The organism is Leifsonia sp. AK011, assembly GCF_013410945.1.
GTDB lineage: Bacteria > Actinomycetota > Actinomycetes > Actinomycetales > Microbacteriaceae > Rhodoglobus.
This window is the reverse complement of sequence record NZ_JACCCH010000001.1, coordinates 1,783,516-1,796,921: the sequence shown is the minus strand read 5'-3', so window position 1 is coordinate 1,796,921 and position 13,406 is coordinate 1,783,516. Positions and strand designations below refer to the sequence as shown.

Here is a 13,406-nt window from a genome sequence, read left to right as displayed (position 1 = left end):
CGCCGCCTGGGCGTCAGAACGCCGTGAGTTCTTCGGCCACCAGGAAGGCGAGCTCGAGCGACTGCATGTGGTTCAGGCGCGGGTCGCACAGGGACTCGTAGCGCGTCGCCAGGGTCTCCTCATCGATCTGCTCCGAACCACCGAGGCACTCGGTGACGTCGTCGCCCGTGAGTTCGACGTGGATGCCGCCCGGGTATGTTCCCGCAGCCTTGTGCGCCTCGAAGAACCCCTTGACCTCGTCCACCACGTCATCGAAGCGACGCGTCTTGTAGCCGTTCGGTGTGGTCAGTCCGTTCCCGTGCATCGGGTCGGTCACCCACAGCGGGGTCGCGTCGACGGTCTTGATGGCCTCGAGGAGGGGTGGGAGTGCATCCCGGATCTTGCCGGCACCCATCCTCGTGATGAAGGTGAGGCGTCCGGGCTCGCGATCCGGGTCGAGCTTGTCGATGAGGCGCTTCATGTCGTCGGCCGACGTGCTCGGGCCGAGCTTGACGCCGATCGGGTTGCGGACGCGCGAGAAGTAGTCGATGTGTGCACCGTCGAGGTCGCGTGTGCGCTCACCGATCCAGAGGAAGTGGGCGCTCGTGTTGTACGGCGTGCCGGTGCGCGAATCGATCCGCGTCATCGGGCGCTCGTAGTCCATCAGCAGACCCTCGTGGCTCGAGTAGAACTCGACTCGCTTCAGCTCGTCGAAGTCCGCGCCCGCGGCCTCCATGAACTTGATGGCGCGGTCGATCTCGGTCGCCACCTTCTCGTAGCGGTGGTTGGCGGGGTTCGATGCGAAACCCTTGTTCCATGAGTGCACCTGGCGCAGGTCCGCGAAACCGCCCTGCGTGAAGGCGCGGACGAGATTCAGCGTCGACGCGGCCATGTGGTAGCCCTCGACCAAGCGTGACGGGTCGGCACGACGGGACTCCGGCGTGAAGTCGTAGCCGTTCACGATGTCGCCGCGGTAGGCGGGAAGCGTGACATCCCCGCGAGTCTCCGTGTCGCTGGAACGCGGCTTCGCGAACTGGCCGGCCATGCGGCCCATCTTGACGATGGGCTTGGATGCGCCGTACGTGAGAACGACGGCCATCTGCAGGATGGTCTTCACCCGGTCCCGGATCTGCTGGGCCGTGGCACCGGCGAACGTCTCGGCGCAGTCACCACCCTGCAGGAGGAAGGCATCCCCGCTCGCGGCGCGCGCGAGACGGTCCCGAAGCACGTCGACCTCGCCCGCGAACACGAGCGGAGGAAGTGTGGCGATCTTTGCCGAGGCCTCGCCAACCGCATCCGGATCCGGCCATTGCGGCTGCTGCTTGATCGGCAGGGTCCGCCAATAGTCGAGACCGGCGACCACAGCGGGATCAGCAAGCACGACGGGTTCGGACGGATCTACCACGGCAGGTTCCTTGGGTATCGAGGGTTTCGGGCGGGGTTGCCCCGGGGATTGAGCTTAGCGTCGGGCGGGAGCGGGACTCGTCAGCGGCGAGCGGTCTGCTTCTCACGCACCGACGACGCATACACGTCCACATACTCCTGGCCACTGATGCGGTTCAGTTCGTACATGATCTCGTCGGTGATGGAGCGAAGGATGAAACGGTCACCCTCGAGCCCCTCGAAGCGCGAGAAGTCGAGCGGCTCACCGAAGACGATTCCGATGCGGCGGACCTTGGGGAGCTTGCTGCCGATGGGCATGACCTTCTCGGTGTCGACCATCGCGACGGGGACCACGGGAACGTGTGCCTCGAGGATCATGCGGGCGACGCCAGTGCGGCCGCGGTAGAGCCGAGCGTCAGGGCTACGAGTGCCCTCGGGGTAGATGCCGAGCACATCGCCCTTGGCCAGCACGCCGAGACCCGTGTTGAGGGACGCCTCCGATGCTTTTCCGCCCGAGCGGTCGATGGGAAGCATCCCCGTCCCCAGCAGGAAGTGCTTGATCAGCCAACCCTTGAGGTCCTTGCCCACGAAGTAGTCGCTCTTGGCGAGGAAGTAGATGCGCCGGTCGACGACAAGCGGAAGGATCACCGAGTCGATGACGGAGAGGTGGTTGCTCGCGAGGATCACTCCCCCGGTCTTCGGGATGTTCTCGACCCCGGTGACCCACGGGCGGAAGACCGTCTTCAACAAGGGTCCCGCTACGAGGTTCTTCATGAACCAGTAGAACATCGCACTCCCTGCCGAATGAAAGTGTCAGTCTATCGCGCCGTGGCGTGGATCCGGGCAAGGTCGGCCGCGCCCACCATGCCAGCATCGTTGACCAGTTCCGCAATGACGAACTCCGGTTCAGGATGGAAGCCACGCGCGGGCAGATGCTGATGGAAGGCCTCGCGCACCGGGTTCAGGAGAAGATCGCCGGATGCCGCGACCCCACCGCCGAACACGAAGAGCTCCGGGTCGAGCACAGCACTGAGACTCGCACACGCCTGGCCGAGCCAGTGACCGAGTTGCTCGAGCGCGTGCAGCGCGCCGGGGTCACCGGCAGCGATGAGATCACCGACGATATGCCCGTCGAGGACTCCGTCGTTCGCGAGACGGGCTTCCGCAAGGGCGAGACCAACGCCGCCGACATCTGCTATCTCGTTGGCCATGCGCAGGAGCGCACGCCCCGAACCGTACTGTTCGATGCAGCCACGCGCACCGCACCCGCACGGCAACCCCTCCGGGACGACACGAAGGTGGCCGAGCTCTGCTCCGGCCCCGAAACCACCGCGGAAGAGGCGACCGCCCGTCACGATGGCTCCGCCCACGCCGGTCCCGATGGTGAGCATGGTCATGTCGCGTCCGCCCCGGCCAACGCCGAATCGGAATTCCGCCCACCCGGCCGCGTTCGCATCGTTGTCGATGGTCACGTCGATGCCGAGGCGGTCGCTGAGACGACTCTGGAGGGGCTCATTGCGCCAATTGATGTTCGGTGCGTAGTACACCGTCGACTGGGCGGAGTCGATGAACCCTGGCGCCGCGACACCGGCGGCGATGATCTCGCGACCGACGGAGAGGCGCTGGACCATCTCCACGACCGCATCGATGATCGCGTTGGGCTTGCCCGCCTCTGTGGCAATGCGTTCCTCGGCGAGGATCTCGCCAGCCTCGTCGACGACCGCGCCGGCGATCTTCGTCCCGCCGATATCAATTCCAATGGCATGCACGGATGACGAGCCTAGCGTCCAGCGAAGCCTCGGTTTCGCCGGAACCCCCCGGTTAGACTGAGGTGAATGACCCTGACCGGTACCAAAGGAGTTGCCGTGAAACAGTTCGACGTTCCAGCACTAGTTGAAGCCGATCCTGAAGCCAATGTCACCGACCTGCTCATCGACAGGGTCAAGGCGACACCCGATCGGGCGCTCTTCGCACTTCCCACCGATGACGGCGGATGGCGGGATGTCACGAGCTCCGAGTTCCTCCGCCAGGTGACCGCGCTCGCGAAGGGCCTCGTGGCCGCTGGCATCGAGCCCGGCGACAAGATCGGCCTCATGGCCAAGACCCGTTACGAGTGGACGCTCATCGACTTCGCGACGTGGTTCGCGGGAGCCGTCCTGGTACCCGTGTACGAGACATCCGCCCCGGCGCAGATCCTGTGGAACCTCACCGATTCCGGCGCAGTAGCGATGATCACGGAGACCGCGGACCACTTCGCACGATTCGACGAGATCCGTCCTGATGTCCCTGCCATCCGCAACTCGTGGCAGATCGACCTCGGAGACCTCGACAAACTGGCGGCGTCCGGCACTGCCGTGACCGACGAGGAGATCGAGCGGCGCCGCAACCTGGCGAAGGGCTCCGATCTCGCGACCCTCATCTACACCTCGGGCACCACCGGCAAGCCCAAGGGCTGCATCATCACGCACTCCAACTTCGTCGAGCTCGCGCGGAATGCCCAGCGGCGTATCCCGGAGGTCGTCAACCCGGAGTCCAGCACCCTGCTGTTCATCACGCTCGCGCACATCTTCGCGCGCTACATCTCGATCCTCGCCGTCGAGGGAGGAGTCAAGGTCGGCCACCAGCCGGACACCAAGCTGCTCGTGCCCTCGATGGGCTCGTTCAAGCCCACCTTCCTCCTCGCCGTGCCCAGGGTCTTCGAGAAGGTCTACAACTCCTCAGAGCAGAAGGCAGAGGCCGGTGGCAAGGGCAAGATCTTCCGCCGGGCCGCGGATGTCGCGATCGCCCACTCCAAGGCGCTCGATGCCGGGCACGTTCCGCTCGGCCTCAAGATCCAGTTCGCCATCTTCGACCGTCTGGTCCTCAGCAAGATCCGCGCTGCCCTGGGCGGTCGCGCCCAGTACGCGGTGTCGGGATCGGCGCCGCTCGGTCTTCGACTCGGTCACTTCTACCGCAGCCTCGGCCTGACGATCCTCGAGGGCTACGGCCTGACCGAGACCACGGCACCCGTGTCGGTCAACGTCCCATCGCACTTCAAGATTGGCAAGGTCGGGCCGCCCCTGCCCGGCAACTCGGTGCGTATTGCTCCCGATGGTGAGATCCAGGTCAAGGGCGTCTGCGTCTTCGACGGCTACTGGAACAACGAGGCCGCCACCAAGGACGTCTTCGAGGACGGCTGGTTCAAGACGGGCGACCTCGGCGAGATCGACGATGAGGGCTACCTCCAGATCACCGGACGCAAGAAGGAGATCATCGTCACGGCCGGCGGCAAGAACGTTGCTCCCGCTGTTCTCGAGGATCCGATCCGCGCCAACCCGATCATCGGACAGGTCATCGTTGTGGGCGATCAGAAGCCGTTCATCTCGGCCCTCATCACCCTCGACGAGGAGATGTTGCCGGTCTGGCTCGCCAACAACCAGCTCGACGCCCAGATGAGCGTCGCGGAGGCCGCGAAGCATCCTGCCGTTCTCGCGGAGGTGCAGAGCGCGGTGGATGCCGCGAACGGCGCCGTCTCGCGTGCGGAGTCGATCCGCAAGTTCCAGATCCTCGAGTCCGACTTGACGGAGGCGAGCGGTCACCTCACGCCGAAGCTCAGCATCAAGCGCAATGTCATCCTCGTGGACTTCGCCGATGTCATCGAGGGTATCTACACGGGAGCACCCACCGAGGGCATTTCGGTCTCCCAGTAGCGCGCAGCAGTTCCGGCGGGCGCCCTAGTACCAGGGTGCCTGCCGGATCGCACGCATCGCCTCGCGCTTCGCTTCGGGCTCGAGTCCCTCGATGTAGAGGTGCCCGTCGAGGTGGTCGACTTCGTGCTGGAGCGCCTGTGCCATGAGGCCCTCCCCACTGATCTCCACGACGTTGCCGTCGAGGTCAACGCCCCGCACCCGCGCGAACGGGTACCGCCGCCGCGGGAAGTAGAAACCGGGCACGGAGAGGCAACCCTCCTCCACCAGTTCCGGTTCACCAGAGACCTCGACGAGCTCTGGATTGATCACGTACCCGACGTCACCATCGATGTTGTAACTGAACGCACGGAGACCCACACCGATCTGGTTCGCCGCGAGGCCGGCGCGCCCCGGGATCCTCACATTCTCGAGCAGATCCGCGACGAGGGGTGCAGCACGCGGGTCACCCACGGGGATGACGTCGCATCGCGATCGCAGGACGGGGTCGCCGAAGAGGCGAATCGGTCGTTCGGCCATGTCAGTTCGCCATCTGCGCGGGGAGCGCCTCGATCTCGAGCAGCAGGTCACCGGCGTCGACCTGCTGCGTCTTCAGTATTGCCAGACGCTTGACAACGCCGGAGACTGCGGCGGTGATCGCGGCCTCCATCTTCATCGCCTCGATCGTCGCCACCGCCTGGCCAGCGGAGACGACATCGCCCGGATTCACCTGCAGTGTCACAACACCCGAGAAGGGCGCCGGCACGTGGCCCGGCGTACCCGGATCGGCCTTCTCCGTTGATGCTGAGTCAACCGAGATGCTGTGGTCGCGCACGAACACCGGGCGGAGCTGACCGTTGAGTGTCGCCATCACGGTGCGCATGCCCTTGTCGTCAGCCTCGCCGATCGCCTCGAGCCCGACGAAGAGGCTCACCCCCTTGTCGAGCGTGGCGATGTGCTCCTGGCCCTGGTGGAGGCCGTAGAGGTAGTCCGGCGTCTCGAGCACGGAGAGGTCACCGTAGGTTTCCCGCACCTGCTCGAATGCCTTCGTCGGACCCGGGAACAGGAGCCGGTTGAGTGCCGAACGACGTTGCACGGAGTCGCCGTCGAGGGCAGCGGCATCCTCAGCGCTCAGGGGTTCGACACCGATCTTCACGGTGCGTCCCTCGAGAACCTTCGTGCGGAACGGCTCGGGCCAACCGCCCGGAAGCTCGCCGAGTTCGCCAGCCATGAAACCTATGACGGAGTCAGGGATGTCGTAGCGCTCGGGGTTCTGTTCGAAATCGTCGGGATCGGCATTCGCTGCCGCGAGGGCAAGAGCGAGATCGCCGACGACCTTCGACGATGGGGTGACCTTCGGAGGGCGACCGAGGATGCGATTGGCCGCCGCGTACCAGTCCTCTACCTTCTCGAACTGGTCGCCGAGCCCCAGCGCGATCGCCTGCTGACGAAGGTTCGAGAGCTGGCCGCCGGGAATCTCGTGGTGATAGACGCGCCCCGTGGGCCCGGGAAGTCCCGACTCGAATGGCTTGTAGACCTGTCGTACGGCCTCCCAGTACGGCTCGAGATCTGAGACCGCTTGCAGCGACAATCCGGTATCGCGCTCGGTGTGGGCGAGCGCCGCCACGAGGGCGGAAGCGGAGGGCTGGCTGGTCGTGCCGGCCATCGGCGCGCTCGCGACGTCGACCGCATCTGCGCCCGCCCGGGACGCGGCAAGGAGCGTGGCCAGCTGGCCGCCTGCCGTGTCGTGGGTGTGGACATGGACAGGAACATCGAATCGGGATCTGAGCGCGCTCACGAGCTCGTACGCCGCCTCTGCGCGGAGCAGTCCGGCCATGTCCTTCACGGCAAGTATGTGAGCGCCGGCGTCGACCATCTGCTCGGCGAGACGGAGGTAGTAGTCGAGGGTGTAGAGCTTCTCTGCGGGGTCCAGGAGATCGCCCGTGTAGCAGACGGCGACCTCCGCGACAGCGGTGCCCGTCTCGAGCACCGCGTCGATCGCCGGACGCATCTGAGACACGTCGTTGAGAGCATCGAAGATGCGGAAGATGTCCACTCCGGTGGCCGCCGCCTCACGCACGAAGGCGTCGGTGACCTCGGTCGGGTACGGCGTGTAGCCGACAGTGTTGCGGCCGCGCAGCAGCATCTGGACGGCGATGTTGGGAACCGCGTCGCGCACGGCTGCCAGACGCTCCCAGGGGTCCTCCCCGAGGAAGCGAAGGGCTACATCGTAGGTGGCACCGCCCCACGCCTCGACGGAGAGCAGTCCTGGCGTCAGGCGAGCGACATGAGGAAGCACGGCGACGAGATCGCGGGTTCTCACGCGCGTCGCCAACAGGGACTGGTGGGCGTCCCGGAACGTGGTCTCCGTCACGGCGAGAGCCGTCTGCGCACGGAGCGACGACGCGAAGCCCACGGGCCCGAGTTCGAGAAGCCGCTGCCGAGAACCCGCAGGCGCCGGCGCGTCCAGGTCCACGGACGGGAGCTTGAGGCTCGGGTTGATGCGGCCCGCCCCGTTGCCGTTCGGCTGGTTGACGGTGACATCGGCGAGCCAGTTGAGCACCTTGGTGCCACGATCCTTCGACGACCTTCCCCGCACCAACCAGGGTCGTTCCTCAATGAACGACGTACTGAGGTCACCGGCGACGAAGTCAGGATCGTCGAGGACAGCCTGGAGAAACGGGATGTTCGTGGTGACGCCCCGAAGGCGGAACTCGGCGAGCCCCCGGCGCGCACGCAGCACCGCAGCGCGGAAGTCGCGGCCGCGGCACGTCATCTTCACGAGCATCGAATCGAAGTGGGGGGAGATCTGCGCACCGGAGGCGACGGTGCCTCCATCGAGACGGATGCCAGCGCCGCCGGGTGACCGGTAGGTCGTGATCTTGCCCGTGTCCGGGCGGAATCCGGCTGCGGGATCCTCAGTGGTGATGCGGCACTGCAGGGCGGCACCGCGCAGCTGCAGGTTGTGTTGCTGGAGTCCGAGCTCGGCGAGGGTCTGACCGTACGCGATGCGCATCTGCGATTGGACGAGGTCCACGTCAGTGACCTCCTCCGTCACCGTGTGCTCGACCTGGATGCGGGGGTTCATCTCAATGAAGACGTGCTCGCCGGCGCGCTCCCCCGCGGTATCGAGCAGGAACTCCACGGTTCCCGCGTTGACGTAGCCGATCGAGCGAGCGAAGGCGATGGCATCCCGATACATGGCCTGTCGGATGCCCTCATCGAGGTTCGGCGCCGGTGCGATCTCCACGACCTTCTGGTGACGGCGCTGCACCGAGCAGTCTCGCTCGAAGAGGTGGACGGTCTCGCCGCCGGAATCGGCGAGGATCTGCACCTCGATGTGACGAGGACGCACGACGGCCTGCTCGACGAACATCGTCGGGTCGCCGAACGCGCTGTCGGCTTCGCGCATCGCGGCCTCGAGGGCCTCTCTGAGGTCCTCCCTCTTGTCCACGCGCCTCATCCCGCGGCCGCCCCCGCCCGCGACAGCCTTGGCAAACACGGGGAATCCGATCTCGTCGGCTCCGGCGATCAGCTCATCGATGTCTTTCGAGGCTGGCGTCGATTTGAGCACCGGAACTCCCGCGCTGATGGCGTGTTCCTTGGCCGTCACCTTGTTGCCCGCCATTTCGAGCACCTTGGTGGGCGGCCCGATGAACGTGATGCCAGCATCCGCCGCCGCCTGGGCGAGGTCGGGATTCTCGGAGAGGAAGCCGTAGCCGGGGTAGATCGCATCAGCTCCCGATTCCAGGGCGACCCGGATGATCTCGCTCACGTCGAGATAGGCGCGCACCGGATGGCCAACCTCACCGATCTGGTAGGCCTCGTCAGCCTTGAGGCGGTGCATGGAGTTCCGGTCCTCGTAGGGGAAGACCGCGACAGTCTTCGCGCCCAGTTCGAATGCGGCGCGGAATGCGCGAATCGCGATCTCGCCTCGGTTCGCCACGAGGATCTTCTTGAACATCCGGTCCCTTCGGTGAAGACCAGCCCTCAGAGCCTGAGAACTCTGGCAATTGGCCCAACGGACGGCCCCAAAGTGCCTCCGTTTTAGGTTCTTAACAGTAGTGAAGGTATCGTCGTTGTTCGTGCATGTACTCAGTGTCAGCTCTCTCAAGGGAGGCGTGGGAAAGACCACGGTGACGCTCGGGCTTGCCTCAGCGGCTTTCGCGCGTGGCCTCCGGACCCTCGTCGTCGACCTCGACCCGCAGTCGGATGTGTCGACCGGAATGGACATCGACGTCTCCGGTCACCTCAACATCGCAGACGTCCTGGCCTCGCCCAAGGAGAAGATCGTTCGCGCTGCGATCGCTCCGAGCGGATGGACCAAGGGCCGCCCGGGCAAGATCGACGTTCTCATCGGTTCCCCCTCCGCCATCAACTTCGACGGCCCGCATCCGAGCATCCGCGACATCTGGAAGCTCGAGGAGGCCCTCGCCAATGTCGAGGCCGACTACGACCTCGTTCTCATCGACTGCGCACCCTCGCTCAACGCACTCACCCGCACGGCCTGGGCCGCCAGTGACCGCGTCACCATCGTCACCGAGCCGGGGCTCTTCTCCGTCGCCGCCGCCGATCGCGCGCTCCGGGCCATCGAGGAGATCCGTCGTGGGCTCTCCCCTCGTCTCCAGCCCCTCGGCATCATCGTGAACCGACTCCGTTCGCAGTCGCTGGAGCACCAGTTCCGCATCAAGGAGCTGCGCGACATGTTCGGCCCGCTCGTGCTGAGTCCGCAGTTGCCGGAGCGTACGTCACTCCAACAGGCCCAGGGCGCTGCCAAGCCCCTTCACGTCTGGCCCGGCGAGAGCGCACAGGAGATGTCGCGCAACTTCGACCAGTTGCTCGAGCGTGTGATGCGCGCAGCCAGGATCGGCGAATTCGCCGAGGAGCCTGTCTAGGCCCTCGCGCTACCGACGACTGTCCCGTCGTCATCATCACGAGCGCAGCGAGGCTGACGCCCGCCTCGTCGCGACTCCGCTGCGTTAGGAAGCGGCGCGGGCGGCGCGACGACGGGCGAGCTCGTCCATCGGGTCCTCAGCCGGGGTGGAGTCGAGCTCCACGAGATCCTGCTCGACCTCACGCAGGACCTTGCCCACGGCGATGCCGAAAACGCCCTGGCCACGGCTCACGAGGTCGATGACCTCGTCGTTCGACGTGCACAGGTAGACGCTGGCACCGTCGCTCATGAGAGTCGTCTGGGCGAGGTCGTTGATGCCGGCTTCGCGCAGCTGGTTGACCGCCACGCGAATCTGCTGCAGCGAGATCCCGGTGTCGAGAAGACGCTTGACGAGCTTGAGAACAAGGATGTCGCGGAAGCCGTAGAGTCGCTGGGAACCGGAACCGGCCGCACCGCGAACGGTGGGCTCGACGAGCTGGGTGCGAGCCCAGTAGTCGAGCTGACGGTAGCTGATGCCCGCCGCGCGAGCCGCAATGGCACCGCGGTAGCCCGCTGCGTCGTCGAGCTCCGGGAGCCCATCGGTGAAGAGCAGACCGAGGTCGTAGCGAGTCTCCTCGTTACGGCTGAGTTCAGTCATGTCCGGGCTCCTTCTGGCTAGCCAAACCCTCATCTTGAGGTTGACGCTTAATGTCTTGCGGCTCCCCACGGTACTCACCGCGAGGGCGGATCGCCGACACTAGCCGGGCGTGTCGGATTGATTCGACGCTACTACGAATCAAGTCGTGTCAGGGCAGATCGGATGAGACTGCTCCGAACAATTTCGAGCTGCCCTGCGATCTCGCGCGCCATCTCGGCCGCCCGCGCCCTGCTCGCGGCATCCTTGCGGCGTGCGACGGGCATGAGAGCGTTCTCGATGAGGCCCAGTTCACGCTCGGCCGCTGCGCGGAAGCCCCGAAGGTGACGCGGCTCGATTCCGGATCTCTGCAACTCCACGAGGGCCTTGAGCACGTAGAGGGCGTCCTCCCCGAAGACCTCACCCGGAACGATGAGAGACGCCGAGATCGCATCGCCGAGGAGCATCGCGTTCGCGCCGGCCTCACGAATCAACTCATCCTTCGTGAGCTTCCGCTCAGAGGAGAGCATTGAAGGCGCTGCAACAGCGCCGCCGGGCAACTCCGGGGTTCGACCGGCATCGAGGTCCTCGAGGAATCCCCGGATGACCTTGAGCGGGAGGTAGTGGTCACGCTGCATCGTGAGTACGAAGCGGAGCCGATCCATGTCAGCGGCCGAGAACTTGCGGTAGCCGGACTCGGTTCGCGCCGGGGAGACGAGTTGTCGTTCCTCGAGGAACCGCAGCTTGGACGGCGACAGGTCGGGAAACTCCGGGTTGAGCTTGGCGAGCACCTGGCCAATGCTCAATAGCGAGGAACTCCCAGACGCGCGCGTCTGGGCCGCACTGCGCGGCACTACGAACCAGCCAGGTGAGCGAGATCCAGCCGTGACGCATAGAACGTCAGTCGGAACTTGCCCACTTGCACCTCTGCACCGTCGCTGAGGAGCGCGGTGTCGATGCGAACACCGTCGAAGTACGTGCCGTTCAGCGAACCGAGGTCCTTGACCTGGAACGTCGTTCCGTGACGCAGGAATTCAGCGTGACGACGCGACACGGTCACGTCGTCGAGGAAGATGTCCGCGTCGGGATGGCGACCGACGGTCGTGACATCCCCGTCCAACAGGAAGCGAGCACCGACGTTGGGCCCGCGCCTCACGATGAGGAGAGCAGATCCGGAGGGAAGAGCGGCAATCGCGTCGACCTCTTCACCGGAAACTCCACCATCGAGCGCCGCCAGCTGTGCCGCGAATTCATCACCGTAGTGAACGGTGGTGTCGTCGCTTGAGGGCACCCTACCGGCGGTGTCATCCTGACCAGCGGAATCAACCATCGGAAACCCTCCTTGTTCTAGCCACCCAGCGTATCGGATTTCGCACGGTCCTCGACCCTCGTCATCCGAACCACCCTGACCGCCTCGATGAGGTACACGGCCCCAGCCCACCAGTAGAGGAAGGCGCCCCAGATCGCGAAGGCCCATCCCAACGGATCGGCGATCCACGCGACATCCGGGAAGGCCTGGCCCAGCATGAGGATGGGCAGTGCATAGAACAGGCAGAGGGTTGCGACCTTGCCGAGGTGATGAACCGGGAGCGGACCGAACCCGAAGTTTGCGAGGACGATGCCAATGCCGAGGAGCATCACGTCGCGCCCGACGATGATGACCAGCAGCCACCACGGAATCACCTCGCGCACGGCCAGTCCGATAAGCGCAGCGAAGATGAAGAGCCGGTCAGCGGCCGGATCGAGAAGCTGTCCCAGCCTTGAGATCTGGCGGAACGTTCGCGCAATGAGCCCGTCGAGGAAGTCTGTGACGCTCGAGATCACGAGGACGAGAAGGGCGAGGGCATCATTGCCCTGGATGATGAGCGAAAGGAACACGGGCACGAGAAGGAGCCGCAGGAAGCTCAGCAGGTTGGGTACGGTCAGCACCCTGCTACTGACGTCACTCGCCCTGGTCGATCCCACGACTGGAGTCTAGCGAGGCGACGGTGACCGCGATCCGACGCAGCAGTAGGATGCGGTCATGTCTCCGCTCGTCACCGTCATCCTCATCGCGGCAGCAGTGTGCGCCTTCACCTGGATCATGTCCCTCATCACGAAGGAACACTCCTGGGTCGATCGTCTGTGGTCGATCGTTCCGGTGATCTACGTGTGGGTCTTCGCCGCGTACGCGGGGCTCGCCGACACCCGCCTCAACGTCATGGCCGTGCTTGTGACGCTCTGGGGGGCCCGGCTCACCTTCAACTTCGCGAGGAAGGGCGGCTACTCGGGCACCGAGGACTACCGCTGGCCGATCCTTCGTGCTCGCATGAAGGGGTGGCAGTTCGAGATCTTCAATCTGCTCTTCATCGTGCTGTACCAGAACACGATCCTCGTGCTCATCACGCTCCCGACCCTCACGGCGTTCGAGCACCGCGACACTCCATTCGGAGTTCTCGACGTCGCTGTGACGGTGCTCTTCCTCGCGTTGCTGGCCGGCGAGACGATCGCCGACCAGCAGCAGTGGAATTTCCACCAGCAGAAGAAGGCCGGCGGGGCCGACTTCCGTCCGCGATTCCTGCAGACGGGACTGTGGAAGTACTCGCGGCATCCCAATTTCTTCTTCGAGCAGGCGCAGTGGTGGGCGCTCTTCCTCTTCGGCGCGATTGCGGCCGGCTCGCTCCTGCAGTGGACGGTTCTCGGCGCACTCCTGCTCACCGGCCTGTTCATCGGCTCGACGATCTTCACCGAGTCGATCACCAAGTCGCGCTACCCGGAGTACGCGGACTACCAGGCGACCACCTCCCCCGTAGTTCCGCTGCCGCCGCGTCGCGCCGCTCGTCGAGTCACGGCCTAGCGGCGTTGCTCCCTCCGCTCCGAACACAAGGCGGCT

The 13,406-nt window shown here is 65.3% G+C and carries 12 protein-coding genes; 3 read left to right on the top strand and 9 right to left on the bottom strand.

Translation table 11 applies throughout. From position 1 onward, the window contains the following. Nucleotides 1-13: 13 nt before the first annotated feature. The 3 genes from HDC94_RS08765 to HDC94_RS08755 form a co-directional block, all read right to left on the bottom strand. Nucleotides 14-1,384, bottom strand: coding sequence for a class II 3-deoxy-7-phosphoheptulonate synthase (locus HDC94_RS08765; protein ID WP_374757269.1), 1,371 nt, complete (start codon nt 1,382-1,384; stop codon nt 14-16). An 80-nt stretch (nt 1,385-1,464) separates the two neighbouring features. Further along, nucleotides 1,465-2,151: a 1-acyl-sn-glycerol-3-phosphate acyltransferase gene (locus tag HDC94_RS08760; protein ID WP_179496738.1), complete on the bottom strand. Its 687-nt coding sequence runs from the start codon at nt 2,149-2,151 to the stop codon at nt 1,465-1,467. A gap of 29 nt (nt 2,152-2,180) precedes the next feature. Next, entirely contained in the window at nt 2,181-3,131 is a 951-nt protein-coding gene (locus HDC94_RS08755) for an ROK family glucokinase (RefSeq protein WP_179496736.1), read from the bottom strand. 96 nt (nt 3,132-3,227) lie between these two features. On the opposite strand from HDC94_RS08755, the gene HDC94_RS08750 reads away from it, so the two are divergent. Continuing rightward, nucleotides 3,228-5,051 (top strand): long-chain fatty acid--CoA ligase, encoded by a 1,824-nt coding sequence (locus HDC94_RS08750; protein ID WP_179498961.1) that lies wholly within the window; start codon nt 3,228-3,230, stop codon nt 5,049-5,051. 24 nt (nt 5,052-5,075) lie between these two features. On the opposite strand, the gene HDC94_RS08745 is transcribed toward HDC94_RS08750, so the two are convergent. Beyond that, on the bottom strand, nt 5,076-5,567 hold the full coding sequence (locus tag HDC94_RS08745; protein WP_179496734.1) for a peptide deformylase: 492 nt from the start codon (nt 5,565-5,567) through the stop codon (nt 5,076-5,078). A gap of 1 nt (nt 5,568) precedes the next feature. Beyond that, the gene (locus HDC94_RS08740) at nt 5,569-8,991 is read right to left on the bottom strand and encodes a pyruvate carboxylase (protein WP_179496732.1); all 3,423 of its coding nucleotides are present in this window, start codon (nt 8,989-8,991) and stop codon (nt 5,569-5,571) included. 121 nt (nt 8,992-9,112) lie between these two features. Between HDC94_RS08740 and HDC94_RS08735 the strand changes: the two genes are divergently transcribed. Beyond that, nucleotides 9,113-9,922 carry a ParA family protein gene (locus HDC94_RS08735; protein WP_179496730.1) on the top strand — a complete coding sequence of 270 codons (810 nt, stop codon included), beginning with the start codon at nt 9,113-9,115 and terminating at the stop codon, nt 9,920-9,922. Between the two features lie 84 nt (nt 9,923-10,006). On the opposite strand, the gene HDC94_RS08730 is transcribed toward HDC94_RS08735, so the two are convergent. From HDC94_RS08730 to HDC94_RS08715, 4 genes are all read right to left on the bottom strand, one after another. Beyond that, nucleotides 10,007-10,558 (bottom strand): MerR family transcriptional regulator, encoded by a 552-nt coding sequence (locus HDC94_RS08730; RefSeq protein WP_179496728.1) that lies wholly within the window; start codon nt 10,556-10,558, stop codon nt 10,007-10,009. Nucleotides 10,559-10,689: 131 nt separating this feature from the next. After that, nucleotides 10,690-11,388: a MerR family transcriptional regulator gene (locus tag HDC94_RS08725; protein WP_179496726.1), complete on the bottom strand. Its 699-nt coding sequence runs from the start codon at nt 11,386-11,388 to the stop codon at nt 10,690-10,692. Then, a complete protein-coding gene (locus tag HDC94_RS08720; protein ID WP_179496724.1) occupies nt 11,388-11,864 on the bottom strand; it encodes an FHA domain-containing protein in 477 nt (158 codons plus the stop codon). Before HDC94_RS08720 ends, HDC94_RS08725 begins: the two co-directional genes overlap by 1 nt. A gap of 17 nt (nt 11,865-11,881) precedes the next feature. Beyond that, nucleotides 11,882-12,499 (bottom strand): CDP-alcohol phosphatidyltransferase family protein, encoded by a 618-nt coding sequence (locus HDC94_RS08715; RefSeq protein ID WP_179496721.1) that lies wholly within the window; start codon nt 12,497-12,499, stop codon nt 11,882-11,884. A 58-nt stretch (nt 12,500-12,557) separates the two neighbouring features. On the opposite strand from HDC94_RS08715, the gene HDC94_RS08710 reads away from it, so the two are divergent. Next, nucleotides 12,558-13,370, top strand: coding sequence for a DUF1295 domain-containing protein (locus HDC94_RS08710; RefSeq protein ID WP_179496719.1), 813 nt, complete (start codon nt 12,558-12,560; stop codon nt 13,368-13,370). The last annotated feature ends 36 nt before the right edge of the window (nt 13,371-13,406 follow it).